General features: G+C 61.0%; 32 protein-coding genes and 1 tRNA gene. 15 read left to right on the top strand and 18 right to left on the bottom strand.

The window, feature by feature from the left end:
* From H4I97_RS00770 to H4I97_RS00760, 3 genes are all read right to left on the bottom strand, one after another.
* Positions 1–933, bottom strand: coding sequence for a prephenate/arogenate dehydrogenase family protein (locus H4I97_RS00770; RefSeq protein ID WP_182306082.1), 933 nt, complete (start codon positions 931–933; stop codon positions 1–3).
* Entirely contained in the window at positions 933–2,027 is a 1,095-nt protein-coding gene (hisC, locus tag H4I97_RS00765) for a histidinol-phosphate transaminase (protein WP_182306081.1), read from the bottom strand. Before hisC ends, H4I97_RS00770 begins: the two co-directional genes overlap by 1 nt.
* Before the next feature lie 123 nt (positions 2,028–2,150).
* Positions 2,151–2,900 carry a class I SAM-dependent methyltransferase gene (locus tag H4I97_RS00760; RefSeq protein WP_182306080.1) on the bottom strand — a complete coding sequence of 250 codons (750 nt, stop codon included), beginning with the start codon at positions 2,898–2,900 and terminating at the stop codon, positions 2,151–2,153.
* 83 nt (positions 2,901–2,983) lie between these two features.
* On the opposite strand from H4I97_RS00760, the gene gloB reads away from it, so the two are divergent.
* Complete coding sequence (gene gloB, locus H4I97_RS00755; protein WP_182306079.1) at positions 2,984–3,754, top strand: hydroxyacylglutathione hydrolase; 771 nt, start codon at positions 2,984–2,986, stop codon at positions 3,752–3,754.
* Positions 3,754–4,179 carry a cupin domain-containing protein gene (locus H4I97_RS00750; protein ID WP_182306078.1) on the top strand — a complete coding sequence of 142 codons (426 nt, stop codon included), beginning with the start codon at positions 3,754–3,756 and terminating at the stop codon, positions 4,177–4,179. Before gloB ends, H4I97_RS00750 begins: the two co-directional genes overlap by 1 nt.
* Here H4I97_RS00750 and H4I97_RS00745 read toward each other — a convergent pair.
* Positions 4,176–4,832, bottom strand: a complete 657-nt coding sequence (locus H4I97_RS00745) for a lysoplasmalogenase family protein (RefSeq protein WP_182306077.1) — start codon at positions 4,830–4,832, stop codon at positions 4,176–4,178. The genes H4I97_RS00750 and H4I97_RS00745 overlap by 4 nt on opposite strands.
* A gap of 145 nt (positions 4,833–4,977) precedes the next feature.
* The gene (locus tag H4I97_RS00740) at positions 4,978–5,754 is read right to left on the bottom strand and encodes a DUF3108 domain-containing protein (RefSeq protein ID WP_182306076.1); all 777 of its coding nucleotides are present in this window, start codon (positions 5,752–5,754) and stop codon (positions 4,978–4,980) included.
* A 241-nt stretch (positions 5,755–5,995) separates the two neighbouring features.
* On the opposite strand from H4I97_RS00740, the gene rpmB reads away from it, so the two are divergent.
* The gene (rpmB, locus tag H4I97_RS00735) at positions 5,996–6,286 is read left to right on the top strand and encodes a 50S ribosomal protein L28 (RefSeq protein ID WP_129334129.1); all 291 of its coding nucleotides are present in this window, start codon (positions 5,996–5,998) and stop codon (positions 6,284–6,286) included.
* A gap of 110 nt (positions 6,287–6,396) precedes the next feature.
* Positions 6,397–7,032 (top strand): queuosine precursor transporter, encoded by a 636-nt coding sequence (locus tag H4I97_RS00730; protein ID WP_182306075.1) that lies wholly within the window; start codon positions 6,397–6,399, stop codon positions 7,030–7,032.
* 53 nt (positions 7,033–7,085) lie between these two features.
* On the opposite strand, the gene H4I97_RS00725 is transcribed toward H4I97_RS00730, so the two are convergent.
* From H4I97_RS00725 to H4I97_RS00710, 4 genes are all read right to left on the bottom strand, one after another.
* Positions 7,086–8,039, bottom strand: a complete 954-nt coding sequence (locus H4I97_RS00725) for an esterase-like activity of phytase family protein (RefSeq protein WP_182306074.1) — start codon at positions 8,037–8,039, stop codon at positions 7,086–7,088.
* 52 nt (positions 8,040–8,091) lie between these two features.
* On the bottom strand, positions 8,092–9,990 hold the full coding sequence (gene cobT, locus H4I97_RS00720; RefSeq protein ID WP_182306073.1) for a cobaltochelatase subunit CobT: 1,899 nt from the start codon (positions 9,988–9,990) through the stop codon (positions 8,092–8,094).
* Positions 9,991–10,005: 15 nt separating this feature from the next.
* Positions 10,006–10,998, bottom strand: a complete 993-nt coding sequence (gene cobS / locus H4I97_RS00715; protein ID WP_182306072.1) for a cobaltochelatase subunit CobS — start codon at positions 10,996–10,998, stop codon at positions 10,006–10,008.
* Between the two features lie 65 nt (positions 10,999–11,063).
* A complete protein-coding gene (locus tag H4I97_RS00710; RefSeq protein ID WP_182307501.1) occupies positions 11,064–11,690 on the bottom strand; it encodes a J domain-containing protein in 627 nt (208 codons plus the stop codon).
* A gap of 108 nt (positions 11,691–11,798) precedes the next feature.
* Here H4I97_RS00710 and H4I97_RS00705 point away from each other — a divergent pair, with 108 nt between their 5' ends.
* Entirely contained in the window at positions 11,799–12,080 is a 282-nt protein-coding gene (locus H4I97_RS00705) for a BolA family protein (protein ID WP_182306071.1), read from the top strand.
* A 119-nt stretch (positions 12,081–12,199) separates the two neighbouring features.
* On the opposite strand, the gene aroB is transcribed toward H4I97_RS00705, so the two are convergent.
* Together aroB and H4I97_RS00695 are read right to left on the bottom strand one after the other, a co-directional pair.
* The gene (gene aroB, locus H4I97_RS00700) at positions 12,200–13,327 is read right to left on the bottom strand and encodes a 3-dehydroquinate synthase (RefSeq protein WP_182306070.1); all 1,128 of its coding nucleotides are present in this window, start codon (positions 13,325–13,327) and stop codon (positions 12,200–12,202) included.
* Entirely contained in the window at positions 13,320–13,913 is a 594-nt protein-coding gene (locus H4I97_RS00695) for a shikimate kinase (RefSeq protein WP_182306069.1), read from the bottom strand. Before H4I97_RS00695 ends, aroB begins: the two co-directional genes overlap by 8 nt.
* 149 nt (positions 13,914–14,062) lie before the next feature.
* Between H4I97_RS00695 and H4I97_RS00690 the strand changes: the two genes are divergently transcribed.
* From H4I97_RS00690 to H4I97_RS00670, 5 genes are all read left to right on the top strand, one after another.
* A complete protein-coding gene (locus H4I97_RS00690) occupies positions 14,063–14,215 on the top strand; it encodes a hypothetical protein (RefSeq protein ID WP_182306068.1) in 153 nt (50 codons plus the stop codon).
* 29 nt (positions 14,216–14,244) lie between these two features.
* On the top strand, positions 14,245–15,192 hold the full coding sequence (gene xerD / locus H4I97_RS00685; protein ID WP_182306067.1) for a site-specific tyrosine recombinase XerD: 948 nt from the start codon (positions 14,245–14,247) through the stop codon (positions 15,190–15,192).
* 61 nt (positions 15,193–15,253) lie between these two features.
* A complete protein-coding gene (locus H4I97_RS00680; protein WP_182306066.1) occupies positions 15,254–16,207 on the top strand; it encodes an acetyl-CoA carboxylase carboxyltransferase subunit alpha in 954 nt (317 codons plus the stop codon).
* 167 nt (positions 16,208–16,374) lie between these two features.
* Entirely contained in the window at positions 16,375–17,583 is a 1,209-nt protein-coding gene (locus H4I97_RS00675) for a L,D-transpeptidase family protein (RefSeq protein WP_182306065.1), read from the top strand.
* The gene (locus H4I97_RS00670) at positions 17,580–17,810 is read left to right on the top strand and encodes a sulfurtransferase TusA family protein (protein WP_182306064.1); all 231 of its coding nucleotides are present in this window, start codon (positions 17,580–17,582) and stop codon (positions 17,808–17,810) included. Before H4I97_RS00675 ends, H4I97_RS00670 begins: the two co-directional genes overlap by 4 nt.
* Positions 17,811–17,819: 9 nt before the next feature.
* Here the strand turns inward: H4I97_RS00670 and H4I97_RS00665 are convergent, their stop codons facing one another.
* On the bottom strand, positions 17,820–18,959 hold the full coding sequence (locus H4I97_RS00665) for a CobW family GTP-binding protein (protein WP_182306063.1): 1,140 nt from the start codon (positions 18,957–18,959) through the stop codon (positions 17,820–17,822).
* A gap of 16 nt (positions 18,960–18,975) precedes the next feature.
* Positions 18,976–20,088, bottom strand: coding sequence for a D-alanyl-D-alanine carboxypeptidase family protein (locus H4I97_RS00660; protein ID WP_378143158.1), 1,113 nt, complete (start codon positions 20,086–20,088; stop codon positions 18,976–18,978).
* A 153-nt stretch (positions 20,089–20,241) separates the two neighbouring features.
* On the opposite strand from H4I97_RS00660, the gene H4I97_RS00655 reads away from it, so the two are divergent.
* Complete coding sequence (locus tag H4I97_RS00655) at positions 20,242–21,402, top strand: M20 aminoacylase family protein (RefSeq protein ID WP_182306062.1); 1,161 nt, start codon at positions 20,242–20,244, stop codon at positions 21,400–21,402.
* Positions 21,403–21,483: 81 nt separating this feature from the next.
* Positions 21,484–21,560, top strand: a tRNA-Arg gene (locus tag H4I97_RS00650).
* A gap of 3 nt (positions 21,561–21,563) precedes the next feature.
* Here H4I97_RS00650 and H4I97_RS00645 read toward each other — a convergent pair.
* From H4I97_RS00645 to H4I97_RS24485, 3 genes are all read right to left on the bottom strand, one after another.
* Complete coding sequence (locus H4I97_RS00645; RefSeq protein ID WP_182307499.1) at positions 21,564–21,935, bottom strand: metal-dependent phosphohydrolase; 372 nt, start codon at positions 21,933–21,935, stop codon at positions 21,564–21,566.
* An 89-nt stretch (positions 21,936–22,024) separates the two neighbouring features.
* A complete protein-coding gene (locus H4I97_RS00640; RefSeq protein ID WP_182306061.1) occupies positions 22,025–22,183 on the bottom strand; it encodes a hypothetical protein in 159 nt (52 codons plus the stop codon).
* Entirely contained in the window at positions 22,176–22,388 is a 213-nt protein-coding gene (locus H4I97_RS24485; RefSeq protein WP_244658809.1) for a BON domain-containing protein, read from the bottom strand. The genes H4I97_RS00640 and H4I97_RS24485 overlap by 8 nt, the downstream gene beginning before the upstream one ends.
* A gap of 302 nt (positions 22,389–22,690) precedes the next feature.
* Here H4I97_RS24485 and H4I97_RS00630 point away from each other — a divergent pair, with 302 nt between their 5' ends.
* Complete coding sequence (locus tag H4I97_RS00630; RefSeq protein WP_182306059.1) at positions 22,691–23,020, top strand: hypothetical protein; 330 nt, start codon at positions 22,691–22,693, stop codon at positions 23,018–23,020.
* A 16-nt stretch (positions 23,021–23,036) separates the two neighbouring features.
* On the opposite strand, the gene H4I97_RS00625 is transcribed toward H4I97_RS00630, so the two are convergent.
* On the bottom strand, positions 23,037–23,381 hold the full coding sequence (locus tag H4I97_RS00625; RefSeq protein WP_182306058.1) for a hypothetical protein: 345 nt from the start codon (positions 23,379–23,381) through the stop codon (positions 23,037–23,039).
* A gap of 166 nt (positions 23,382–23,547) precedes the next feature.
* Between H4I97_RS00625 and H4I97_RS00620 the strand changes: the two genes are divergently transcribed.
* Both H4I97_RS00620 and H4I97_RS00615 read left to right on the top strand, forming a co-directional pair.
* Positions 23,548–23,811: a hypothetical protein gene (locus H4I97_RS00620; protein WP_182307498.1), complete on the top strand. Its 264-nt coding sequence runs from the start codon at positions 23,548–23,550 to the stop codon at positions 23,809–23,811.
* A 36-nt stretch (positions 23,812–23,847) separates the two neighbouring features.
* Positions 23,848–24,903 carry a DNA topoisomerase IB gene (locus H4I97_RS00615; RefSeq protein ID WP_182306057.1) on the top strand — a complete coding sequence of 352 codons (1,056 nt, stop codon included), beginning with the start codon at positions 23,848–23,850 and terminating at the stop codon, positions 24,901–24,903.
* Positions 24,904–24,939: 36 nt separating this feature from the next.
* Here H4I97_RS00615 and H4I97_RS00610 read toward each other — a convergent pair whose 3' ends face one another.
* Positions 24,940–25,437 carry a YciE/YciF ferroxidase family protein gene (locus H4I97_RS00610; RefSeq protein ID WP_182306056.1) on the bottom strand — a complete coding sequence of 166 codons (498 nt, stop codon included), beginning with the start codon at positions 25,435–25,437 and terminating at the stop codon, positions 24,940–24,942.
* Positions 25,438–25,460: the final 23 nt, after the last annotated feature.

The raw sequence follows: 25,460 nt of genomic DNA, 5'->3' as shown, positions 1-25,460 counted from the left end.
TCAGCTCTTCTTCTCGTCCAGGGCGTGTCGGCCGAAGTCGGGTGCGTCGACGTCTTGCCCCGCCTCCACGATCGAACGACGGATTGCCCGCGTGCGGGTGAAGAGCTCGAACAGCTTGTCGCCTTCGCCCCAACGGATGGCTCGCTGCAGGTAGGCGAGGTCTTCCGAAAACCGCGCAAGCATTTCGAGGATGGCGTCGCGGTTATGCAGGCAGACGTCGCGCCACATGGTGGGATCGGATGCAGCAAGGCGGGTAAAATCGCGGAAACCCGACGCGGAATACTTGATCACTTCCGATTCCGTAACCGTCTCCAGGTCGTCCGCCGTGCCGACGATGTTGTAGGCGATGATGTGCGGCAGATGGGAAACGATTGCGAGCACCTTGTCATGGTGCTGCGGGTCCATCTCGTCCACCCTGGATCCCAGCGCCTCCCAAAAGGCCCTGAGACGCGCGAGAGCGCCGGCGTCCGTTTCCGGAATTGGGGTCAGGATGCACCAGCGTCCCTTGAAAAGGCCGAGGAACCCCGCGTCAGGACCGGATTTTTCGGTGCCGGCGATCGGATGTCCGGGTATGAAGTGGATACCCGACGGCATGTGTGGGGCCATCTGCGCGATGACTGACGCCTTTGTCGACCCTACATCGGTGACCATCGCGCCGGGCTTCAGGTGCTGCGCGATCTGCCTTGCAACGCTCTCCGAGGCTCCTACCGGAACGGAGACGACAACGAGGTCTGCACCCTCGACCGCTTCGGCGGCGGAAAGCGTGTAATTGTCACCAAGTGCCAGTTCCTCGGCCCGCTTCAGCGTCTCCGCCGAGCGCGTCGAGATCACGATCTCGCGGGCCAATCCTTGATCCTTCACGTCCCGTGCGATGGAGGAGCCGATGAGACCTATGCCGATGAGCGCGATTTTGTCGAAATGCACGTCAGTCATCAAGCGCGCCCCATGAACTCACGGAGTGCGTCGATCACACCGAGATTGGCTTCTTCGCTGCCGATCGTCATCCTGAGCGAATTCGCAAACCCGTACCCTCGGACGGCACGCAGGATGTAGCCACGGCGGGTAAGGAAGTTATCTGCCTCTGTCGCCCGCTTGCCGTCCACATCCGGGAAATGAATGAGCACGAAATTGGCGACTGAAGGCGTGACATCAAGGCCAATCTCCGTCAGAGCCACCGCCACCTTCTCCAGCCAGAGCCGATTGTAGGTCACGGCCGTTTCCACGAACGCCTGGTCTCTGATCGCGGCAGCGCCTGCGGCGATCGCCGGGGCATTCAGATTGAAGGGACCACGCACGCGGTTCATCGCATCGATGATCTCCGTCGGGGCGTATATCCAGCCGATGCGCAGTGCTGCAAGCCCGTAGACCTTCGAAAAGGTGCGGGTCATGACGACGTTTCGATTGCCCGAAACAAGCTCTATGCCGGCTTCGTAATCGTTGCGGCGCACATACTCCGCATACGCTGCGTCAAGGACCAGAATGACATGCGCCGGCAATGCCGCCTGAAGGCGTCGGATTTCGCTGACCGGAACATAGGTTCCTGTCGGATTGCCGGGATTGGCGATAAAGACGATCTTCGTCTTCTCGGTGACGGCAGCTAGGATGGCGTCCACGTCAACGGTGCAATCCCGCTCCTTGACGACCACCGGGGTCGCGCCGGCGCCCATGATCTGGATCTTGTAGACGAGAAAACCGTGCTCTGTGATGATGCCCTCGTCGCCGGGACCGAGATAGACATGGCAGAGAAGCCCGAGCAACTCATCCGAGCCGTTGCCGCAGAGAATGTTCGCCATGTTCAGGCCATGGACCTCGGCGATCGCCTCGCGCAGCGCCGTTGCCTGCCCGTCAGGATAAAGCTCGAGATGGCCGGCGCTTTCCTTGAAGGCTTCGATCGCCCTCGGGCTAGGCCCGAGAGGCGTCTCGTTGGACGAAAGCTTGAACACACGCTCGACTCCCGGCGCATGCTCCTTGCCCGGCACATAGGCGGCAATATCGAGGATTCCGGGACGCGGCGTAGGCTTGGTCATGTCGCTGCTCGTCAGACTGCTGGCAAAGGTGAAAAATACCGCGCGGAGGCGTGGTCTTCGGGTTCAGAGCCATTAGAACGGAAACCAGCGTTTGTCGAGGGTTTGACGCCCGTCACCGAGCGCCTAGATGTCTGCCGGCATCCGGGCGGTGGGTACGCCGCGCGGCGCCAGCGCGGGAGCAAAGACACGGCGAGAGACACGCGCCTTCACCGGAAGGCCCTGGTACAGTCGCTTCTGAGCCTCGACGATGATGACCCCGGAGAAGGCCGGCCAGATGAAGCGACCGACCCGTTCGAAGTTCCGCCTGAGGCGCAGGACGGCTCTTATCTTCGACGGCGGGAAGAACAAGGCCTCCGCGCTCGCTCCGGGGGTGAAGTTCGTCTCTCGCAGCAAGGTCGTCAGCTGGCCGCGCGAATACGGGCGCCCGGAGCCGAACGGCGTATGTTCCATCCGCGCCCAGACGCCACGGCGGTTCGGCACCACGATCACCAGCCGACCGCCCGGCGCCAGCACGCGCCAGATCTCCTTGAGCGTCTCGCGCGGATCCTCGACGAATTCGAGAGAGTGCACCATCAGCACGCGATCGACGGAGGAATCCGGAAGCGGTAACTCCTCTTCGAAGACAAGCGCTGTAGCGGACGGTTCACCGACGGGCCAGTTTACCGCCCCTTGTCCAGCCGGCATGAAGGCAAAGGTCCGTTCCGTATCGGCCCGGAAACGGTCCAGGAACGGGACGCAGTAGCCGAGCCCCACGAGCCGCTCCTGCGGCAGGCGGCTCCAGAGCGACGCGAGCGCCATCGCGATCGAATGCTCGGCCATCCGCCCGAGGCGCGAATGATAGAACTGGCGGAGATCGACGATATCGACGTGCATGCGCAATTGATATCAGCCGCTGATTGGACTTCAAGGCCAAAGACGTTACATTCCGCGCGACGAAGCAGAGACGGGCGGATCCCATGAAAGCGTTGGAACTCGAAATCTTTCTTTGCCGCAGCGATAATTTCGGTGCCCTTCTCCACTGCCACGAGAGCAATCTGACGGCGTCGATCGACGCCCCCGAGTATGCTCCGATCGTCGCCATGGCGGATCGGCGAGGCTGGAACATCACTCACATTTTGACAACGCATCACCACGGAGATCATGTCGAGGCCAATCTCGCACTCAAGGACCGCTATCACTGCGAGATCATAGGGCCGCGCGACGAAGCCGTGGCCATCCCTGGCATAGACCGTGCGGTGGGTGATGGCGATTCGTTCGATTTCGGAGGCCATGTCGTTCAGGTGATCGAAACGCCTGGCCACACGGCCGGCCATGTCTGCTATCATCTTCCCGACAGCAAGCTGCTGTTCGCTGCAGACACCCTGTTTGCGCTCGGCTGTGGCCGGCTCTTCGAACGCCCGGCGGCCGACATGTGGCACTCTCTGCAGAAGCTTGCAGCGTTGCCCGACGAAACAGCTGTCTACTTCGGCCACGAGTACACACTGGCGAACGCCCGGTTTGCACTTACGATCGATCCAGACAACGAGCGCCTGAAAGCGCGAGCCAGCGAGATCGAGAGGCTGCGCGCTGAAGGCAAATTTACGATTCCGACGACCATGGGGCTGGAGAAGGAGACAAATCCATTCCTCCGGGCATCCGACCCGACGATCCGCCGCAATCTTCTTATGGAAGGCCGGACGAACGAAGAGGTCTTTGCCGAGATCCGCCGGCGCAAGGATCACTTCTGATGCGTGTCGAAGAGATCGTCGCGGAGCTCGAAATGCAGCCGCATCCGGAAGGCGGCTGGTATTCCGAAACCTTTCGCGATGCGGCTGACAAAGGCCGCGGCCACTCTACTGCGATCTACTACCTGTTGACGTCCGGCCAGCGATCCCATTGGCACCGCGTCAGGGACGCCGCGGAGGTTTGGCATTACTACGCCGGTGCTCCGCTGGCTCTTCATCATGCTGTCGATGGAGTCACCATTGAAACGATCCGCCTCGGTCCTGCGGTGCTGATGGGTGAACGACCGCAAGCGGTGATTCCGGCCAATCGCTGGCAGGCGGCCGAAAGCCTGGGAGAGTACACCCTGGTCGGTTGTACTGTTGCTCCGGGCTTCGATTTCTCCGCTTTCGAAATGGCGCCGCCCGATTGGTCACCGGGACAGGGCTAGAGGCTCGCTGCGGACCTTGCGAGCGCCCACGCCAGAATGCACTGGGCACTGAAATAACTGATCCAGACATAGTAGGAGGCAACACGGCTCAAGGCATGATCCGGCCTGAGCACGAACCGTTGCAGCGCGAGCACGGCATCCGAGCTCATGAACACGGCCGCGCCGAGAAAAACGGCCGGCGCCGGAACGAACAATGCAAGCAGTGCCATCCCGAGGATAACCACGCCATAGACGGACACCGCCACGCGATGCTGCCCGGCGTGCCTGCGCAGGAGTGGCAGAATGATGGCCATCGCGGCCACCGACGCCACGCCAGCGACAACTCTCCAGGCCTCGTCCGACAGGACCGACGGAGCCGCCATCGAAACGAAGAGAGCCCCATATGCGAGGTGGGCTGCAAGAAAGGACGCGAGACCGTTCCTGAACGCACCTTCTCCGTCGTGGGCAAGAAAGGCGTCGCCTGTCGCACTCAGAAGCAACGCCGCCAGCAGCAACACGGGTGCGTCGACGGACCAGGCAAATCCCGCGAGCAGCGTTACCGGCAGTGTCTTCAAGACCGTCCGCAGAACGCTTGACGGACGACTAAGAAAGGCGGTGTAGATCAGGCCGATTGCAATAGACGACAACAGCCAGACGGCGGACGAGATTTCCATCCTGCTGTACCGTCAATCAGCCACGAAGGCTGCGGAAGCGACGAATGTCACCGGCGAAAATACGAGAGCGTCCGTGAACATGATCAGCGTCGTTCTCGATCTCACCTATTCCCCCTTTGCGGGCGTTGGCGATCCCGCGGTGACTTCAGCCGTCGAATTTCACGGCCCTGATGTAAAGCGGCCCCATACGCGTCGGCACGCGGGCGTAGACCGGAGCATATACCTTGAGGAGCGCAGTCTTGGCAAACCAGATCTCCATGTCGGTGGCCCGGCGCAGGTATTCGATGTCCTTGCGCCCTTTGCGGAATCCCGATTTCGGCACATAGCGAATGGCGCAAACGATCGCCTCGCCTTCAACGTCACCAACGGAAAAGCGCGAGCTCCCTTTCGGAGAAAGGACGAGATCCATCCGGCTCTCGCCGTCGAAAATCGGCAGTGTCCTGCGGCAAACGTCCTGGCCGTCAGGCACGATCATGCCGCTGATCGGATCGAGCACCGACTTGAGATCACGATCGGTGACGTCGATCCAGTTGCGCGGCTTCCTTTTCGGCGTCGGGCTGATCTCGGCCTTGACGACGTCTCCGTTCCGATAACGCACGTCATAGGTCTGAACCTTGTTGTTGGACTTGTAGACAAGCGAATAGCGCGAAGCCTGCATCCGATCCCTCATCAGTACCCCGGAAACGCTGGTTTGGGCCGAGATCCTCGCGATGACGTCGACGATTCCGGCCGATCTGACATCGCCGGAAATGGTATAGCCGCTGCTGAGAACCTTCGTGACGAAGGAGGCATGCGCGATCGGCAGGATGCCGAGCGACACGTTGTATTCGGTCTCGTATCGAATGTCGCCGTCGGCTCCGGCGGGTGCAGCGAAAGCCATCGCTGCGAATGCAAACGTCAGGACACTCAGATAACGTTTCATGTAGCTTGGTCCGGCCCCTAAACTGAGCTGCGAGGGTAGAAGTCCCTTCGCGCAGGCTACCTTTGAACCAGAACATGGCAAGAAAATAGCATGCCGAGCGTACAATCGAGGGAATCTCCGCTGTCAGGCTTGACGTGCGCGGCCAGTCTGACTATAGAACCGCAACTTTCCAATCATGCCTAGTTGGATTGCGCACCGGTTTTCCGGCACCGATCCGATGGCCAAGAACAATAGGTGTATCATGTCCCGCAGTTGCGAATTGACCGGCAAGGGCGTCCAGTCGGGCCACAACGTGAGCCACGCGAACAACAAGACCAAGCGCAAGTTCCTGCCGAACCTGTGTGACGTCACCCTGATCTCGGACGCTCTCGGCCAGCGCTTCCGCCTGCGCGTTTCGGCGGCTGCCCTGCGTTCGGTCGAGCATCGCGGTGGCCTCGACGCCTTCCTGCTGAAGGCCGACGAGAAGGAACTGAGCATGCGCGCCCGCCTGCTGCGCCGCCAGATCGTCAAGAAGACCGCCGAAGCCGCGTAAGCGTCTTCGAGGCTGAAGGATCTTAAGGCTTGTGCGGCTTGCGCCGCTCAGGCCTTTTCCTTTTGAAAAAGAACAATCCTCCAACTGGTGGCATCACCCAGGATAAAAAAATGCAGATGACACGCTATATCCTCACCTACAGCCTGTTGATGACGGCCGTCGTGGTCGCATCGAACATCCTCGTCCAGTATCCGCTTTCCGGCGAGCTCGCAGGTATTCAGCTCGGCGACATCCTGACCTATGGTGCGTTCACCTATCCGGTCGCGTTCCTGGTCACCGACCTCACGAACCGCCAATTCGGTCCTGCAATCGCCCGCAAGGTCGTCTTCGTCGGCTTCCTCGTCGGTGTGGGACTTTCCTTCGCCACGTCACAGCCCCGCATCGCGATCGCGTCCGGATCGGCCTACCTCGTCGGGCAATTGCTGGATATCGCCGTCTTCAACAAGCTGCGCCGGATGACCTGGTGGAAAGCCCCGTTGTTCGGCTCGATCTTCGGCTCGGTGACGGATACAGTAATCTTCTTCTCCCTGTCCTTTGCCGCAATCTTCAGCCTCATTGGTCCGAATGACGACTTCGCAATTGGCTCGGCACCGGTCCTCGGTATCTTCGCCCTGGAGGCCCCGCGCTGGGTCTCGTGGGCGATCGGCGATTTCACGGTCAAGATGCTTGTGGGACTCGTCATGCTGCTGCCCTACGGAGCATTGATGAACACCATCCGCCCCATGGCTGCTCCGAAGAGCGTCTGACGGGCAAAACCCGAGCAAGAGATGGCCGCCGGCTGATGCCGCGCGGCCACTTTTCATTCGACGAGACGGAATTCCAGAAGCAGCGTTCGCTGCAGGAGCGAATGGTTGTCGTCCGACACCATAAAGAGATGCACGGAGCCATCCTCGGCCTGAACCGCGTCGATCCCCTCCATGTTGTCAATCTGGTAACCGAGATCCGCCTCAAGGATCGTGTCACCCTCGACGACGGCTCCGGGTTTCAATGCATCACCGGATACCCTCACGATGCGCATTCCGACGCCGTCGGCGAGATTGAAGCGGCGCTGGAGCAAGAGCAGGTCTCCGCCGGGAAGAAAAGTCCCATCCGTGACGTCGAAGTCGTCGCTCGTTCTCACGCGGAAGGCGCCACGCAATGGACCGTCGAGGATACCGGCAAGGCGGTATTCATCCCGATTGCGACTCTTCTCCGCCACAGCCACCAGAGCGCCTCCGAGAGGGCTTGCAAGCGGCGACAGCGCAAGTGTCTCCAATCCACCGTTGTTGCGCAGCTCATCAGTCGGGAACGGCAGGGGCAGGGATTCGCCGGGCAGTGCCGTCTCGAACTCGGAAAGCGGCGAGAAGACGGTAACGCGGTGACGCTGCTCATAGCTCACGACCACTTCGTCTCCACGGATCGCAAGGCTCTCCGCGTCGACAGACCATTTGTTCTGGTTGTAGCTACCGTCGACATCCCTCATAGACGTCAGCCACACGTCGTCCACGCCCGAGAGACGCCCTTCGCCGTCGCGCTGGATTTCGCCCTTCAGCCAGTGCCCCGTATCGAGCACGCCGACAAAATGCCGCCGATCCGGAAGAAAGCGGACAGAGGACCAGGCGCCGAACGCCATCTCGGCAGAGGACAATTCCAGTCCACCCAGAAATTCAAGTGACCCGAAACGCGTGGCATGCGACGCACGGTCGAAGAAGCGGATCGGCTCGCTCGCAACTGCGATGCGCTTGGGCTCCTCGGCCACGCCGTCATGAACCATGAGCGCCGCCCCGACAAAAAGGGCGGCACCGATCTGTACGAAGATTGAAGGTTTAGCCCGCACGGCGCAAGCGATCGCCCCGTGGGGCGCGGGATTTGTCCTCGAAAAGCGCCGCAAGCTGCTCGGTCATCGCACCCGCCAGCTCGTCGGCGTCGACGATGGTCACCGCACGGCTGTAGTACCGGGTGACGTCGTGCCCGATGCCGATCGCCAGCAGCTCGACGGGCGAACGGCTTTCGATCTGGTCGATGACGGCACGCAGATGCCGCTCCAGATAGTTGCCCGGATTGACCGACAGCGTCGAGTCGTCCACCGGCGCACCATCGGAAATCATCATCAGGATCTTTCGCTGCTCGCGGCGGCCGAGCAAGCGGCTATGCGCCCACATCAGCGCCTCGCCGTCGATATTCTCCTTGAGCAGACCCTCACGCATCATCAGGCCCAGATTGCGACGCGAACGGCGCCACGGTGCATCGGCTGACTTGTAGATGATATGACGGAGATCGTTGAGGCGACCCGGTGTCGGCGGCTTGCCGTTTGCGAGCCATTTCTCGCGGGACTGCCCGCCCTTCCAGGCCTTGGTCGTAAAGCCGAGAATCTCGACCTTGACACCGCAGCGCTCGAGTGTGCGCGCGAGGATGTCGGCGCAGGTCGCAGCCACGGTGATCGGGCGTCCACGCATCGAACCGGAATTATCGATGACCAGCGTTACGACGGTGTCGCGGAACTGCGTGTCGCGCTCCATCTTGAACGAGAGCGGCTGCATGGGGTCGATCACCATCCGCGTCAGGCGAGCAGTGTCGAGATAGCCTTCTTCGAGATCGAAGTCCCAGGAACGGTTCTGCTGCGCCATGAGGCGACGCTGCAGGCGGTTCGCAAGGCGTCCGACGGCACCCTGCAGATGCGCAAGCTGCTTGTCGAGGAAGGCACGCAACCGATCGAGTTCCGCCTCGTCGCAAAGCTCCTCGGCCGTTATGACTTCGTCGAATTCCGTTGTGTAGATCCGGTAATCGACCTTCTCGTTGAAATCGTCGAAGGGGCTCGCCGGACGACGCATTTCGCCGGGCGTTTCGGAATCATCGTCGCCCTCGTCCATCATCTCGTCTTCGGAGATCTCGGCGCCGTCCATCTCGCCTTCGTCCATCTGCTCCTGGGAGGCTTCACTCTCCTCCGCAGGCGCAGAGTCCTGCCCGGCTTCTTCCTCGGCGCTTTCCTGATCCTCTTCGCTGCTGCGCGGCTGGTCCTCGTCGGTCGTGTCGTCCTGCTCGCTCTCCTCGGACTCGTCGCCAAAGTCCTCGGCCATTTCCATCGCGCTGAGGATATGGCGCATGACTCTCGCGAACGCCTGCTGGTCGTTGATGGCGCTGCTCAGTCCTTCGAATTCGCTCGAAGCCTTCTCCTCGATAAAGGGACGCCAGAGATCGAGAACCTTGCCCGCACTTTCCGGCGGTTTCTCGCCCGTCAGCTTTTCCCGCACCAGCATGGCCATGGCTTCGGAGAGCGGGGCATCCTCCTGCCGGCTGACACCGGAAAAGTTCGCCTTGGCGTATTTCTCCGCATTCATCGTCTGGAGGTTCTCGGCCATGCCGCGCATCCGCAACGCGCCGATCGATTCGACGCGCGCCTGCTCGACGGCATCGAAAACCGCGCGGGCATCGACGCCCTGCGGCGCCATTGCGGTATGGACCTTCTGGTCATGGCAGGCGAGCCTCAGCGCCATGGAATCGCCCAGCCCGCGGGTCACCGCGAGCTCGTGCGCCGTCGGACGCTTGGAGAGTTCGGGCAGGCGCACGCGCTCGCCCGCGAGGCCCGGGCGCTCGTTGGCGAAGACCACCTCGACCTCGCCGTTGCCGGCCACCGAGCGGACACACCCGGTGATCGCCCGACGCAGCGGTTCCGTATCCGCCGCCGAGCCTGACTTCGCCCTGATATTGTCGCCCGGTCCTGCCATCGTCAGAATGCTTCCTTACGCACCGAGAACGATATTCGCGGCGCTCTCCTTCAGTTCGACGCCGAATGCGCGCTGGTACTGCTCCGCGACGAGATTACGCTCGAGTTCGTCGCACTTGTTGAGGAAGGTGACACGGAAGGCGAATGCGACGTCGCCGAAGATCTCCGCGTTCTCCGCCCAGGTGATCACGGTGCGCGGACTCATGACGGTCGAGAGATCGCCATTCATGAACGCCGAGCGGGTGAGATCGGCAAGCCGCACCATGCGCGAGACGGTCTCGCGACCCGCTTCGGTCGAGGCGAAACTCTTCACCTTGGCAAGCACGATATCGACTTCCTTGTCGTGCGGCAGATAGTTGAGCGTGGTCACGATCGACCAGCGGTCCATCTGTGCCTGGTTGATCTGCTGCGTGCCGTGATAAAGGCCCGTCGTGTCACCGAGGCCGACGGTATTGGCCGTCGCGAACAGACGGAATGCCGGATGAGGACGGATGACGCGGCTCTGGTCGAGGAGCGTCAGGCGACCGGACGATTCCAGAACCCGCTGAATCACAAACATCACGTCCGGACGACCGGCATCGTATTCGTCGAACACGAGCGCGACGTTGTGCTGGTAAGCCCACGGCAGAATGCCGTCCTTGAATTCGGTGATCTGCTTGCCGTCCTTCAGGACGATCGCGTCCTTGCCGACGAGGTCGATACGGCTGACATGGCTGTCGAGGTTGACGCGGACGCAAGGCCAGTTGAGACGCGCGGCGACCTGCTCGATGTGGGTCGACTTGCCCGTCCCGTGAAAACCCGACACCATCACGCGGCGGTTATGCGCAAAACCGGCAAGAATCGCCAGCGTCGTTTCGCGGTCAAACAGGTAGTCAGGGTCGAGGTCCGGCACGTAAGCGTCGCCGGTGCTGTAGGCCGGGACACGGATGTCACTGTCGATTCCGAACACTTCCCGGACCGAAATGGTCGTGTCAGGAAGATTGGACACATCAAGGTCAATTTTGCTCATCGTCTCTCCATGCCGGGCGGCGACGACCGGCTGCATATAGAATGCGTATTTCGTAGCGTTTTCGACTAACAGAAGCCAGACTGCTTTAGCAGTTGATACGCTTGGATAACAGCGCGAAAACGGTCCTCCGAGCCCCTATCGCCGCCATTTGCATCCGGGTGATGCTTTTTCACAAGCTCCTTGTAGCGGCTCTTGATCTGGCTCGCAGACGAGTTCTCCGGCAGGCCCAAGGTATCGAACGCCTTCGCGTCGAGACTCTTGAGTTTTCTGGCCTGCGGCTGAAAGCGCGCACCTGCGCCGCGGGACTGCCCGACAAACCCGAAGGGGTCCTTGACCTGCGAATGCGTGCCGGCCGTTCCGGACCGCAACGTCGAATGCAGCGGACTGTTCCGCGCCGCCTTGTTGACGCCGACCGTCCAGGTTGGACGATGGCCGGTGATCGCCTCCTTCTGGTAGCGGGCGATCTCGTTGTCCGACAAACCTGAGAAGTAGTTGTATCCTTTGTTGTATTCCTTCACGTGCTCGAAGCAGAACAGGAAAAACTGCCCCTCGGCATTGCGCCCAACCGGTGCGCGATGAACTCCAGCCTTCTCGCAGCCGTCCCACTGGCACGTCGGCGTGGCAGGACCGGCATCCTGCTCCTTCTTGCGATGGGTGCGGATGCGATCGAAGTATTTTGAGTCGAGGTTCATCATCGAATTATGGGGTTCCGCTTGCCTCGCGGCAAGAATTGACAAATCAGAATGTTCTTGGCTTTGTGAGGGCTTTTCGCTCTCGCAGCAAAGTCGGAGATAGCCTTAATGTCGGTCCGCTCAACAATCGAAGCCAAGCTCGTCGACGCCTTTCACCCCGAGCGCCTGGTGGTGCTCGACGAAAGCATGCAGCACGCCGGACATCAGCCCGGCATGACCGGATCCGGCGAGACGCACATGCGTATCCGTATCGTGGCCGACGCATTCTCCGGAATGAGCCGTGTCGCCCGCCACAGGGCCATTACCGACCTCCTGGCAGCGGAGTTCGACGCCGGCCTCCATGCCCTCGCCATAGAGGCTGCCGCTCCCGGCGAAGAGACACGCTGGTAAACGCAGACACAGCGACTTCGATCCGCGGCATTTCTCCGGGATCGCCGCCATTTCGCCGCCCACTTAAGAGCGGGAGGAGCCAGCGCGAGCGGTAAATCGGGCGCGACGGAAGGAACCGATTATCCTGGGTGTTTCTCCTGAAGGAAGCTGAACACCTCCGAGGCCGCGACATCATCGGCAACAAACGACTGGCCGATGCCGTGGGTCAGGATGAATGTGAGCTTGCCGCCCTTGACCTTCTTGTCCTGGGCGATCGCCTGCATCAATATATCGGTCGGAGGAAGCTCGCCTTCAATATCCCCCATCGTGGTCGGAAGGCCGACGGCTTTGAGATGGGCCGCTACTCGCTCGGCGTCATCCGGGCTCGCCAGGTTGAGTCGCGCAGAAAACTGATGCGCCAGCACCATACCGATCGCAACCCCCTCCCCGTGGACGAGACGCTTGCTGTCGTATCCGGTCGCCGCCTCGAGTGCGTGACCGAAGGTATGGCCGAGATTGAGCAGCGCGCGGCGACCGAGTTCGCGCTCGTCGGCAGCAACCACCTCTGCCTTCGCGCGGCAGCTCGTGGCAATCGCCTCGGCACGCGCCTCACCGCCGGAGAAGATATCCTTCCAGTTTCGTTCGAGCCAGTCGAAGAAGTCCGGTTTGTCGATCAGGCCGTACTTGACCACTTCGGCATAGCCGGCCCGGAATTCACGTTTGCTCAGACTGTTGAGAACCGCCGTATCCGCAAGCACGAGATCCGGCTGATAGAACACGCCGACGAGGTTCTTGCCCTGGCGGGTATTGATGCCGGTCTTGCCGCCGACGGAGGAGTCTACCTGCGCCAGAAGCGAGGTCGGAATCTGCACGAAACGAACACCCCGGCGAACGATCCCGGCGGCAAAGCCGGTCAGGTCGCCGATGACGCCGCCGCCGAGCGCGATGACGGCATCGTTGCGTTCGATCCGCGCCTCGAGAAGGACATCACAGACCCGCATCAGATGTTCGAAGCTCTTGGTCTTCTCGCCTGCTGGCAGGCTCAGCGACACGGCCTCGATCCCGTCGGTTTGCAGGCTGTCCATCAACGCGTCGAGATAGAGAGGGCCGACATGGTCATCGGTGATGATTGCGGCCTTGCGTCCCTTGATACGGGTAGATATCTCGCCACCCGCCCGCGCAATCAGGCCACTCCCGATCAGGATGTCGTAGGCCCGGTCACCGAGCGGCACATGAACGAGACGTTCAGAACTCTCAACTTCACTCATACTTATGGCCTTTGGTACAGTATTCCACGATCGCCGCGAGTACCTCGTCGACGATGATCTCCTTGCGCTCGTCCCGCGACTGGACGGTCATGTCGGCGAGCGCATAAACTGGATAGCGCTGGCTCATAAGGTTCTCGAGCGTCTGCTTCGGGTTTTCCGTCTTCAACAGAGGGCGATGGTCGCGCTTGTTGACCCGCTCCCATAGCACATCCAGGTCGGCCTTGAGCCAGAGCGAGATCCCGCCCCGTTCGATTTGCTTGCGCGTCTTTTCGTTGATGAAGGCGCCGCCACCGGTCGATATCACGCGCGGGCCGGTTCTCAGGAGACGTTTGATGACACGTGTCTCCAGTTCGCGAAACTCCCCTTCCCCATAAGCGGCAAAGAGTTCGCTGATCGTCATCCGCGAGACCCGTTCGATTTCGGCATCGGTGTCGACGAAGGGAAGGCCGAGCTGCGAGGCCGTCATACGACCGATCGCCGACTTCCCGGCGCCCATCAGTCCGACGAAGACCAAATTTCTGCGCCCGAGCGCTGCGCGGGCTCGCGCGCTCAGCGACGGGGCAACGGGTGGGGTCAAATCGGTCATCAGCCTGTTCGCGTCTCTTTTGAGAACGGTATTGACAAATGCGGGCCGAGCGTCAAGCCACAGCGACCGAAAGAGGCACCTCCACGGGCTTGCAACGTGTCCAAGCCCCCTTCATATAGAAAGGGCGCCCGCGGACGAGGGAGGAGCCGATGCCGACACTGTTCCGTTTCCTGTTCTTCTGCGCGACAATCGCCGCGATGATTTACGGAACAATGTACGCGCTCGTCCTGTTCGTGGAGCCGAAAGAGCGGGAGATCACGGTCCGGATTCCTTCCGAGCGGGTCAACCCGGCCCAAGAGTAGGCCGAGCCGAGACAAACAGGAAACTGCCCGTGTCCAATCTCAGCAAAGCACGTATCGAGGCGTTTCTGGAGATGATGAGCGCCGAACGGGGCGCTGCAGGCAACACGCTTGCCTCTTACGAGCACGACCTGGAGGATCTCTGGTCTTATCTTGCGCCGCGCAAGATAAGCGTGGTGGAGGCAAAATCCGCCGACCTCGCCGCCTATCTCGCCGATCTCGCGAAGCGAGGCTTCATGGAAACCTCTCAGGCGCGCCGTCTCTCGGCGATGCGCCAGTTCTACAAGTTTCTGTATGCCGAAGGCATCCGCACCGACGACCCAACCTCGATTCTTGATGCACCGAAGAAGGCGCGGGCACTTCCAAAAACACTTTCGGTCGATGACGTCGAAGGATTGCTGTCGCTCGCACAGCGGGAGAGCGAAATCGACGGACCCGAAAAACTGGCGAAATTGCGTATGCTCGCCCTGCTCGAGCTTCTCTACGCGACAGGCATGCGAGTGAGCGAGCTTGTCGCGCTGCCGGCGAAGGTGCTGGCCCAGGAGGGGCGTTTCCTGGTGATCCGCGGGAAGGGAGCGAAGGAACGGCTTGTGCCGCTGTCGCGTAGCGCGATCGCGGCAGTCCGGGCCTATGGCGACGAGCTGGCGCGTACGACGAAAGAAAGAGCGCAGAAGACTTCCTGGCTGTTTCCGGCCGCGAGCAAGGAAGGATATCTGCCGCGTCAGGTCTTCGCGCGTGACTTGAAAGGTCTGGCGGCCCGCGCCGGCCTCGACGCGGCGGCCATTTCTCCACACGTGCTGCGCCACGCCTTCGCCAGCCACCTCCTCGCCAACGGTGCAGACCTCCGCGTGGTTCAGGAGCTTCTCGGTCATTCGGACATCTCGACGACCCAAATCTACACACATGTGCTCGATGAACGCCTGCAGCAGCTGGTTCAGACGCATCACCCTCTTGCCAAAATGGCGAAAAACCACGATTAGGACCGGCAACGCCGGTGCCACGCGCCCTGAAGCAAGCGCATAACGATCGGAAAGCGTTTCAATGCATAACTATCTCGATTTCGAAAAGCCTATCTCCGACCTGGAAGGCAAGATCCACGAGCTGAAGAAGCTTGCGGAAGAAGATGAGAGCATCGACACGTCCGAGGAGATCGCTCGGCTCGAGGTTCGCGTACGTGAAGCGATGGAAGAAATCTACTCCAAGCTCAACGCCTGGCAGAAAACGCAGGTTGCCCGCCATCCGCAGCGTCCCCATTTCGTCGACTACGCCGCGAGACTCTTTACCGAATTCACACCGCTCGCCGGCGACCGCAAGTTCGCCGAGGACGCAGCGATCCAGGCTGGCTTCGCGCGGTTTCGCGGCGATCCGGTTGTCGTGATCGGCCAGGAAAAGGGCAACGACACCAAGTCACGTCTGAAGCACAACTTCGGCAGCGCCCGTCCGGAGGGATATCGCAAGGCGATCCGTATCATGGAAATGGCGGACCGCTTCGGGCTGCCCGTCGTGACGCTGATCGATACCGCCGGCGCCTATCCGGGCATCGGTGCAGAAGAACGCGGGCAGGCGGAAGCAATTGCGCGTTCCACCGAGACATGCCTTAACCTGCGCGTTCCGATCGTTTCGGTAGTGGTCGGCGAAGGCGGGTCGGGCGGCGCCATTGCGATCGCCACCGGCAATCGTGTCTACATGCTAGAGCACGCGATCTACTCGGTTATCTCTCCGGAAGGTGCCGCCTCCATCCTCTGGCGCGACTCGACCCGGGCCAAGGAAGCCGCGACAAACATGAAGATCACGGCCGAGGATCTGAAGGCATTGAACGTGGTCGACGGCATCATTCCGGAACCGATCGGCGGCGCACATCGCGACCCGGATGCAGTCATCGACCGCGCCGGCGACGTCATCGCCTCGGCGCTGGCTGATCTCGGTCGCCTGTCGGGCGACCGGCTACGGCAGGAACGCCGACAGAAGTTCCTCGATATCGGACGCTCGCTGTAACGGCCCTTCTGGAAGCCATAATCCTGCTCTTTTTGAGTGCTAGCGCCGACCGGTCGGCGCGGCGGGAAACGCAGTGATGGTTTACAATTTGTGAAGGTTGCGATCGTATATTAGGCGAGCGCGCGATAACCGGCGACGTCACCCCTTTTTCGAGATGAGAATCCCGAATGCGTTTGAAACCAACCGCTCTTCTGATGATTGCCCTCACGATCGGGCTTACAGGCTGCAACGATACGCTCGACAGCGTCGTTGACCCGTCGACCGTCAAAAACAAGGTCGAATACCAGCTGCCTTCGCGCGTCCTCGGCGAGATGAAGGCAAAGGGCATGGAGCGGAATTCGCCGATTGCCTTGCGCATCTTCAAGGAAGAGGGCGTTCTGGAAATCTGGAAGGCGAAGACGAACAACCGTTTCGACAAGATCGCGGAATACCAGATATGCGCGTGGTCGGGGCGCCTCGGCCCGAAGGTCAAGGAGGGCGACCGTCAAGCGCCCGAGGGCTTCTATCCGCTCTCGCCTTATCACCTGAATCCGAACTCGAAGTATTTCCTTGCGATCAACACGGGATACCCGAACCGCTACGACCAAGCGAACGGTCGCAACGGCACCAATCTCATGATTCACGGCGCATGTTCTTCGTCGGGCTGCTACTCGATGACGGATGCGCAGATCCTGGAGATCTATGCGTTTGCCCGCGACGCGTTCAAGGGCGGCCAGCAGACGATTCAGTTGCAGGCCTTCCCATTCCGCATGACGGCCGACAACATGGCGCGCCATCAACACAGCCCGTATTACGATTTCTGGAAGATGCTGAAGGTCGGCTACGACAATTTCGAAGTCACCAAACGTCCGCCTGAAGTCGGTGTATGCGACAAGAAATACGTCTTCAATCAGCAGGTCGAGGACGGTAAGACCCTCAACGCTATGGCTGCCTGCCCGCCGATGTCGGCACCCCCTGCGCTGCAGGTGGCGCTTGCGTCTTACAATACACAGTACGAGCGCGACTTCGCGAAGGCCTCCAAGAAATACGACGGCAAGATCTGGTACGACCCGACGGAGGCAGAGCGCAAGGCTCTCGTCGCCGAGATGCGCAAGGGTCACGACCTCGCCTATGCACCGACGGGCTCTGCGCTCAAGGCCGGGAAGCTGCTGAAGATCGAAGAATTTGAAAAGCTCGTTACGGAAAAGGACGCGGCAACAAAGCCAGGTACCGCACCCGCGGCAACCGCAGCTTCCGCTCGAGCTTCGGCGAAGACGGACGACGTCGCGCAAACGGCCAGCGTGCCCCTGCCGCAGGCGAACCCGCTCGCTCCGGCCGCGGTGGCGCCAGTTGCCGAGGAGCCCAAGAAGCCGTTCTGGAAGTTCTGGCAGAAGTGAGTGGCTCCGACGCGATCTACGACCTCAGGGGACTGAAATGTCCGCTGCCGGTGCTCAAGACTCGGCGGCGACTTTCCGTCATGGAAAGCGGTGCCGAGCTGTGGATCGAGACCACCGATCCGCTCGCCGTGATCGATATCCCCCACTTCTGCAGCGAAGGCGGACACGTGCTGCTGGCGAGCGAGAAACACGAAGCCAGCCACCGCTTTCACATTCGCAAGGGCTGAGAGCCGCCCCTACATGCGCATACCAGGAATGGCGAGTGGATTGTCCTCGAGCGCGGCGCGATCAGGCCTGTCGATTTGCGGTTTGCCCGTGAAGGCATCGAAGAGTTCCCGCACATATGTTTCCGGCAGGTCCCTGGCGATCACGACGAGCCGCGTGCGGCGATCGTTGGGGTCGGGCCACGAGGGCAACCGATAGGGCGGATGAAAGATGGCCTGGACACCATGCAGCACCAGCGGTCGGTCCGGCTGATCGGTCGTCCGCACGATGGCCTTCATTCGCAGAAGCTTCTCGCCGTGTGCCGACCGCAGGAGATCGACGAACATCTCCAGCGAGGCGGGGTTGATCGGCCCATCATGGACGATCGAATAGGACCGGATCGACTCGCCGTGCCGGTTTACGTCGTGATGATGCGCATCGTGGTGGTGAGAATGATCATGTCCGTCATGGTGCCCGTGTGCGTGACTGTGTTCGGCCGTCTCGCCGCTGAGCCAACGGTCGACATCCGGAATTTTCGTCACCGGATCGTAGAGCCCGTTGAAAAAAAGCGCCGCAGTCCCGACCTCGCCATGGTCGCCATCGGCGATCGGCGCCCGTGGATTGAGCGTCGCAAGACGGCTCTGCAATTCGGGCAGCCTTTCGGCAGAGGCAAGGGACGCCTTGGTCAAGACCAGCCTATCAGCCACGGCGACCTGCCGGACGGCTTCGGGAAAATTGTCGAGGGTCGAAAGGCCGTTCACGGCATCGACAACGGTGACCACCCCCTCCAGATCGAAACAGCTGGCGATCACGGGATGCCCCATCACCGATTGCATGACGGGAGCGGGGTCTGCGAGGCCCGTGGTCTCGATAACAACGCGCGATACCGGCCTGATCTTGCCGGTCTGCATTCCGTCGACAAGCGCCGCCAACGTATCCACGAGTTCCCCCCGTACCGTACAGCAGAGGCAGCCGTCGGCGAGCTCTATAATGGCGTCGTTAGAAGACTCGACCAGCATGTGATCGATACCGACCTCGCCGAACTCGTTGATGATGACCGCCGCATCCCGCATTGCCGGATCCTTGAGAATGCGGTTGAGCAAGGTCGATTTACCCGCACCGAGAAACCCCGTGAGGATGGAAACGGGAATGCGTTCGTTCATGGACGGCATGCTGGACCCCTTCGGATCAGAAATTGGGCCTCGGGATGGGGATCGGTACGTTCGCGATGGTGTTGCTCGCAGACGCCGGTTGGGCGGACACCTCACCACCGGGCAGGAGGCCTGCGAACACCGCACGCGGCGGCCGATCCATCTCTCTTATATAGGGCGAGAAGAGCTTCATGCGACCTTCTTCGTCGCGTCCTTCGCTGCGTTCCTTGCGCGCCGTCTGAGAGCAGATGTCGCTGCTGATGTCGGCCACCTGATCACGCCCCTCACCGTAGGGCGCAAGCGTTTCGAGCGTGACGCTCGCGCCCGAGCGGGTGGTCAGCGCTTTCTGGAGCAGGTCGGCAGAAAGATCAGCACGTGCCCCGAGACTGTCTGCTCCGAGCACGACGGAGATCACGGTCCGCCCATTCCGTGTGGCGGACGAAACCTGGTTGAAGCCCGATGCACAAATGAAACCGGTCTTCATGCCGTCAGCACCGTCAAAGCGGCCGATCAGCAGATTGTAGTTGGGATAGGTGCGCTTGCCGGTCGTCACCCCCTCCAGCGAAAAGTAACCGGCATACTCGGGAAACTCGCGACGAATCGCGACGGCGAGGACGGCAAGATCCCGAGCGGTGGTATATTGTCCCGCCCCGGGAAGTCCGTTGGGATTGACGAAGTGCGAGGAGCTCATCCCGAGCCGGGCGGCATTGGAGTTCATCTGGCCGACGAAATTATCGAGCGATCCGCCGACCGTCTCGGCGACCGCCACAGCGATGTCGTTGGCAGATTTCACCAGGAGCAGCTTCAATGCACTGTCCAGCGTCAGTTGCGCACCCGGCTTGAAATACATCTTGCTCGCCGGCTGATCGGCGGCTTTCTTGCTCATCGTGACGATACTTTCGAGCGAAATCCGGCCGGACTTCACCGCGCGAAACGTGGTGTAGGCGGTCATCAGCTTCGTCAGCGACGCGGGATACCACTTGCGGAAAGCGTCCTCGTGCTCGATCACGCGCCCGGAATTGACCTCGACGACAATCCGCGGATTGGCCGCAGAGAGCGATGGCGACATGGCCATGACAAGGCCTAGCGCGACGGCCAGGAAACGGCCGCGACTCAGTCCGGACAAAAAGGACGTCTGCTTCGTCTGCACGATGGAATTCCTCGAATATTTGGAAGCTTCGGAACCTGCGGTATTTAGCCTATCTCGCCAACCAATGGCAAAGCCCATTGAATAGGTCAATCAGGAGGGGCACATTCCCGGGGCGAATCGAAAGTTACCGGTAACGCCGGACGAGGAAATCAGATGCCGATCTTGAACCGAGCCGCAGAACTCCAGCACGAAGTCACTGAATGGCGCCGCCATCTCCACGCAAATCCCGAGATTCTTTACGAGGTGGACGAAACCGCCGCTTTCGTCGCGGAGAAATTGCGCGAATTCGGCGTGGACGAAATCGTGACGGGGATCGGACGGACCGGCGTCGTCGGCGTGATCCGTGGACAGGGGGCGGGACGCGCCATCGGCCTGCGCGCCGATATGGACGCCCTGCCTATTCAGGAGATCGGCGGCAAAGCCTGGGCCTCGAAGACTCCCGGCAAGATGCACGCCTGCGGTCATGACGGCCATACCGCCATGCTGCTCGGCGCCGCCAAGCATCTTGCCGAAACTCGAAATTTCCGCGGTTCGGTCGTCGTTGTCTTCCAGCCCGCCGAAGAGGGCGGTGCGGGAGCGCTCGCCATGGTTCAGGACGGTTTGATGGAGCGTTTCGGTATCGAAGAAGTCTACGGGATGCACAACATGCCCGGCATGTCCGTCGGCACCTTCGCCATCCGCAAGGGCGGCATCATGGCGGCACCGGACAAGTTCACCGTCACGGTGAAGGGCCGCGGTGGTCACGCCGCGGAACCGCACCACACGATCGATCCGATAGCGGTCGGTGCCCAGATCGTCGGCAATCTGCAACTGATTGCGTCCCGCAACGCAAATCCGTTGCGTTCCGTCGTGGTATCGGTCACCCGCTTCCACGCCGGGACGACCCACAATATCATTCCCGAGGAGGCAGTGCTCGGCGGCACCGTCCGCTCGCTCGATGAGACGGTTCGCGATCTGGCCGAGAACCGCATCCGAGAGGTCGCGAAAGGCGTGGCCGCGGCTCACGGCGCCGACGTTACCGTCGAATACGAGCGCGCCTGTCCGGTAACCGTCAACCATCCGGACGAGACCCAGCACGCGGCACGCGCCGCGATCGATGTCGCTGGTCCACAGAATGTCGATACCGAGGTTGACCCGTCGATGGCAGGTGAGGATTTCGCCTTCATGTTGCAGGCGCGGCCCGGCGCCTACATCATGATCGGCAACGGCAAGACTGCTGGCCTCCACCATCCGGCCTACGACTTCAACGACGAAGCGATCGCCTACGGCGTCTCCTACTGGGTACGCCTCGCCGAACAGCGCCTCACCGAGTGACCGGAGCGCGGACGGCATCGCCGTCGGCACCCGGAAAAAAGCTTGGCTTCACGGCACTCGTTTTGTATGGATGCGCCTAGTGGTCCCGTAGCTCAGCAGGATAGAGCATCAGATTCCTAATCTGAGGGTCACGCGTTCGAATCGCGTCGGGATCACCATTTCTATTGCAGCGACCCGTTCGTCCATTCCGTCAGCTTCTCGAGTGCATGCTCGTATTTTTCCGCGTTTCCGCGTGACAGGTTCACCTGCCAGAGGTTGTCCTCCAGATCCGCCCGCTTTACCTCTCGGGCAAGCGGATGACCAAAGACGCGCCGCAGGAAAGCGTCTTCGTCCTCTCCGCTCCTTTTCGTGAGCGCATCGACCGCTGAAATGATGTGTGAGGAGAAGCCTTCCTCCTTCAACCTGTCGACCGTCCAGCCCCTGCCTTTTTCGGCGACGTCGTGCAGGTAAGCGACAGTCTTCGCTTCATCGTCTACCAGTGCGGCGGCAACCCGTTGGCAGTGTTCGAAATACGGGCGACCCGTCTTATCCATCTGCCCGTCGTGCGCGTCCGCCGCGATCTGAATGGCGTGTCTCAGGTGTGCACTCGTCTGCACCTACCCCTCCCCCGTGGCCTCCCGGCCTATCTCCTGCCGTTTTCGTAGAGATGTCGAACGGCGTCGTTCTGTTCATGCTTTTCACGTGCGGAGAGTCGCCTCTGACGCAACATTGCATAGGCGATCGCCGCTCCGAGCATGAGCGGACCGATGGCGACAGCAATAAACCAGACTAGATCAGCCATCACGTACCCTCCCGTGGTTACTCCCTCCTATCTCGAGCCGGTTCTCGCAGGCGTAGACTCCCTCGATGGAAAGGGCATCCTTCTCAGCCCGAAGGCTGGCCTCGGGTGTGTCAACGACGCCCTCCAGCACAACGCGCCGTTGCTGTACGGAAACGCTCACAGACCCGGAGTCCAGAAAGGGATTTTGTTCGAGTTGCGCGGCCACCTGAGCCGCGATAAAGGCATCGTCCTGCGTCTTCTCATGCGGGCGGCCGCCCTCGTACAAGCGGGCATCTCCCTCGCCCGGCAGGTAGCCGGCAGGTCGGCTCTCCTCAGGCCCCTCCCAGCGCGGCCACTGCGACACTTCGCCGGGGCGCCCCGGCTTGGGCGTGGCATTCTTCATGTCTCTTCTCCTCGTCTTGTGCCAATAACTGGAACCCTCCAATCCCGCAAAGGTTCCGCCGTGGAACGCTACCGGCGCTGGCGCGTTGCCTCCGAGGCCCCGACACGTCGGAAGGAGAACATCGAATGGACGAAAAGCTGCAAATCTATCGTCTTGTCCCACTCGCCGAACCGGATGATCCGAACTGGCAGAATGCGCCGTCGCAGGGGGAAATCGTGGTCCGCGCCCGTTCTGCAGGCGACGCGCGCATCGTGGCGACGGAAGCCGAACCCGACTTCCCGGAAGTCCACGCCAAACCCGCCGAGGATGTCTCGACAGCGATCGGAAGCGCATTCCGCAGCGACAAGCTCTACAGCGTCGTGCTGGATGAAAGCGGCCGCTATCCGCCGGAGGGCCCGCGTGGTGTCGTCGCTGGCCACATAAATCCCGAGGTCATTCTGCCGAAGCAAATCTGACCGACGGCGAAAGGCTCTAAAGACGGTGCATCCGCGCAAGGTCGAGTTCCGGGAACCGGTGCACGAGGTCCTCACGCGTATCACAAGCCAGCGGTTCGGAAGAAAGGGAGACGCTGACATCATCAGCGACGTCGAGCTCTTCCGGATAGTATAATTTTACCGTTTCCGCGCCATCGCGCTCAAGCAGCGCCTCCCGCCGGAAACCTTGCTTCAGAAGCCAGTCGCGCGGTGCCTGCAAAGTTGCGGTCGCCATATAGCGCTCTCCGCTTCGGACCGCGGAAATCTGGTAAGTGACCGGCGATCTTCCGTTCCCGATCAGCAACGTTCCCTGCCCGTCAGCATTCTCGATATGTTCGGACATGATCGTTCCTCCGTATTGCCCGGCCCCCGGCAGTAGAGGAAACCGGCTTGCAGCGGCCATTGTTCCTGGCAGTTGTAGAAGAACGGATGTGTTGCCATCGACTGACGGAACATTACCGCATTCTGTGCTGTTTGCCGGGAGAACGCAAAGCCATACGGAGGGCGTCATGACCACCGCAAGACAGACAACCGATCATCAGGATATCCGCAAATGGACCGAGGCGCGGAGCGGCCGGCCTGCCAAAGTGAAAGGCGCATCCCGGGGCGGGATACTGCGCATAGATTTCCGCGAGCCGGACGAAAACCTGGAAGAGATCAGTTGGCAGGAGTTCTTCGATATCTTCGATTCGGCGAAACTCGCTTTTCTTTACCAGGATGAGACCGAGGGCGGGAAGGAGAGCCGCTTCAACAAGTTCGTCGACAGAGAATAGTGAACCACCGGCATTCGCGTAACGCGCAAGGTTCCCATGTCATTAAAGAGTTCGTCCGCGGACCAACCCGTCAGCCTGAGGAAGGCGGGGCTCGTCTATGTGAGTGACGAGGAGCCGGGCATCCGGCGTGTTCGAAGGGGCCGAGGCTTCAGCTACCAGCTGCCGGATGGATCTATTCTGGACGATCCCACCGTGCGGCAACGTATCAGGGCTCTTGCCTTACCTCCCGCCTATCATGACGTCTGGATCTGCACCAAAGCGAATGGCCATCTGCAGGCGACGGGATATGACGCAAGGAACCGAAAGCAGTATTGCTATCATCCGGAATGGCAGGCGCTGCGTAGCCAGCAGAAATTCGATGATCTTCTCCGCTTTGCCGAGAGCCTCCCCGCCATAAGGGGCCGGGTCGAGCGCGATCTTCGCGCCCCGTCGGACGAGGCGCATTTCCTGCTGGCGGCCCTGATCGTTCTCCTGGACGAGACACATCTGCGGGTTGGCAACCGTTCCTACGCCAAGGAAAACCACACCTATGGCGCGACCACGCTTCTCAAGCAGCATCTTTCCCTGGATGGCGAACAGGTGGAGATCCACTTTCGGGCGAAGGGCGGTAAACGCGTCAGCAAGCGGTTGAGAAGCCCACGGCTGCAAAGGATTCTGGAGGAGATCGCCGACCTGCCGGGACGCGAACTCTTTTCGTGGCGGGACGACACCGGCTTACATCGCGTCGAGTCGAGTCAACTGAACGCCTATCTGAGCGAAATTGCCGGACTTCCCGTCTCGGCGAAGACTTTCCGGACCTGGGGCGGCAGCCTGGCAGCGTTTCGCGAAGGACTGTCACAGCTGCGCAGAGGAGAACAGCCGCACGTCAAAGATATGTGCCGCTCGGCGGCAAAAGCTCTCCACAATACGCCCTCGGTCTGCCGGACGAGCTATGTTCATCCGGCGATCCTTTCGCTGGCCGAACTGAAGGACGAAGGGGAAAGGAGAACTCTTCTCGCGCGACTCGACCGAAGTGTTCCAGAGTCCGGCCTCTACGCGGATGAAGCGAGACTGGTCGCGTTTCTTCGGCGGGACGGAAAGATGAAGAGATGAGGAAGACCGGGCAACGAAATTGCCCGGCCTTCAAGCTCATGCCGCCTTCTGTGCAGCCGTGTTCACGGCGCCTTCGGCGAGCTTCGTCAGAGATTCGTCGGTCTTCGCTTCCTCGGTGAGCGTCTGGTCGAGCAGCTTCACCGCGTCCTTGTGACCGAGCTGCTCGGCCCACGAACGCAGTGTGCCGTAGCGGCTGATCTCGTAGTGTTCGACCGCCTGGGCAGCCGCCAGCAACCCCGCATCGAGCGCCGGAGCCCCCTTGAAGGCCTCCATGATCTCCTCGCCTTCTTCGATGATGCCGTCGATCGCCGGGCAAGTCTTCGCACGCGGCCGTTTGCCAATGATCTCGAAAACCTGCTGCAGGCGCTCGACGTGTTCCTCGGTTTCTTCCTTATGCTTCTCGAACGCCGACTTGAGCTTTTGGCTGCTGGCGCCGCGCGCCATCCTCGGCAGCGCCTTCAGGATCTTCCGTTCTGCGTAGTAGATGTCCTTCAGCGTTTCGTGGAAGAGATCTTCCAAATTCTTCTCTGCCATTGCGGTTCTCCGTTGCGGTTGGA

The sequence above is a fragment of the Ciceribacter thiooxidans genome, from assembly GCF_014126615.1.
GTDB lineage: Bacteria > Pseudomonadota > Alphaproteobacteria > Rhizobiales > Rhizobiaceae > Allorhizobium > Allorhizobium thiooxidans.
This window is presented reverse-complemented; position numbering and strand designations above follow the sequence as displayed.

Excerpts from the sequence above, each read along its gene's own strand:
- H4I97_RS00770 (WP_182306082.1), bottom strand. The coding sequence starts at position 933 with ATGACTGACGTGCATTTCGACAAAATCGCGCTCATCGGCATAGGTCTC.
- hisC (WP_182306081.1), bottom strand. The coding sequence starts at position 2,027 with ATGACCAAGCCTACGCCGCGTCCCGGAATCCTCGATATTGCCGCCTAT.
- H4I97_RS00760 (WP_182306080.1), bottom strand. The coding sequence starts at position 2,900 with ATGCACGTCGATATCGTCGATCTCCGCCAGTTCTATCATTCGCGCCTC.
- gloB (WP_182306079.1), top strand. The coding sequence starts at position 2,984 with ATGAAAGCGTTGGAACTCGAAATCTTTCTTTGCCGCAGCGATAATTTC.
- H4I97_RS00750 (WP_182306078.1), top strand. The coding sequence starts at position 3,754 with ATGCGTGTCGAAGAGATCGTCGCGGAGCTCGAAATGCAGCCGCATCCG.
- H4I97_RS00745 (WP_182306077.1), bottom strand. The coding sequence starts at position 4,832 with ATGGAAATCTCGTCCGCCGTCTGGCTGTTGTCGTCTATTGCAATCGGC.
- H4I97_RS00740 (WP_182306076.1), bottom strand. The coding sequence starts at position 5,754 with ATGAAACGTTATCTGAGTGTCCTGACGTTTGCATTCGCAGCGATGGCT.
- rpmB (WP_129334129.1), top strand. The coding sequence starts at position 5,996 with ATGTCCCGCAGTTGCGAATTGACCGGCAAGGGCGTCCAGTCGGGCCAC.
- H4I97_RS00730 (WP_182306075.1), top strand. The coding sequence starts at position 6,397 with ATGCAGATGACACGCTATATCCTCACCTACAGCCTGTTGATGACGGCC.
- H4I97_RS00725 (WP_182306074.1), bottom strand. The coding sequence starts at position 8,039 with ATGGTTCATGACGGCGTGGCCGAGGAGCCCAAGCGCATCGCAGTTGCG.
- cobT (WP_182306073.1), bottom strand. The coding sequence starts at position 9,990 with ATGGCAGGACCGGGCGACAATATCAGGGCGAAGTCAGGCTCGGCGGCG.
- cobS (WP_182306072.1), bottom strand. The coding sequence starts at position 10,998 with ATGAGCAAAATTGACCTTGATGTGTCCAATCTTCCTGACACGACCATT.
- H4I97_RS00710 (WP_182307501.1), bottom strand. The coding sequence starts at position 11,690 with ATGAACCTCGACTCAAAATACTTCGATCGCATCCGCACCCATCGCAAG.
- H4I97_RS00705 (WP_182306071.1), top strand. The coding sequence starts at position 11,799 with ATGTCGGTCCGCTCAACAATCGAAGCCAAGCTCGTCGACGCCTTTCAC.
- aroB (WP_182306070.1), bottom strand. The coding sequence starts at position 13,327 with ATGAGTGAAGTTGAGAGTTCTGAACGTCTCGTTCATGTGCCGCTCGGT.
- H4I97_RS00695 (WP_182306069.1), bottom strand. The coding sequence starts at position 13,913 with ATGACCGATTTGACCCCACCCGTTGCCCCGTCGCTGAGCGCGCGAGCC.
- H4I97_RS00690 (WP_182306068.1), top strand. The coding sequence starts at position 14,063 with ATGCCGACACTGTTCCGTTTCCTGTTCTTCTGCGCGACAATCGCCGCG.
- H4I97_RS00680 (WP_182306066.1), top strand. The coding sequence starts at position 15,254 with ATGCATAACTATCTCGATTTCGAAAAGCCTATCTCCGACCTGGAAGGC.
- H4I97_RS00675 (WP_182306065.1), top strand. The coding sequence starts at position 16,375 with ATGCGTTTGAAACCAACCGCTCTTCTGATGATTGCCCTCACGATCGGG.
- H4I97_RS00665 (WP_182306063.1), bottom strand. The coding sequence starts at position 18,959 with ATGCCGTCCATGAACGAACGCATTCCCGTTTCCATCCTCACGGGGTTT.
- H4I97_RS00655 (WP_182306062.1), top strand. The coding sequence starts at position 20,242 with ATGCCGATCTTGAACCGAGCCGCAGAACTCCAGCACGAAGTCACTGAA.
- H4I97_RS00645 (WP_182307499.1), bottom strand. The coding sequence starts at position 21,935 with ATGGATAAGACGGGTCGCCCGTATTTCGAACACTGCCAACGGGTTGCC.
- H4I97_RS00640 (WP_182306061.1), bottom strand. The coding sequence starts at position 22,183 with ATGGCTGATCTAGTCTGGTTTATTGCTGTCGCCATCGGTCCGCTCATG.
- H4I97_RS00630 (WP_182306059.1), top strand. The coding sequence starts at position 22,691 with ATGGACGAAAAGCTGCAAATCTATCGTCTTGTCCCACTCGCCGAACCG.
- H4I97_RS00625 (WP_182306058.1), bottom strand. The coding sequence starts at position 23,381 with ATGTCCGAACATATCGAGAATGCTGACGGGCAGGGAACGTTGCTGATC.
- H4I97_RS00620 (WP_182307498.1), top strand. The coding sequence starts at position 23,548 with ATGACCACCGCAAGACAGACAACCGATCATCAGGATATCCGCAAATGG.
- H4I97_RS00615 (WP_182306057.1), top strand. The coding sequence starts at position 23,848 with ATGTCATTAAAGAGTTCGTCCGCGGACCAACCCGTCAGCCTGAGGAAG.
- H4I97_RS00610 (WP_182306056.1), bottom strand. The coding sequence starts at position 25,437 with ATGGCAGAGAAGAATTTGGAAGATCTCTTCCACGAAACGCTGAAGGAC.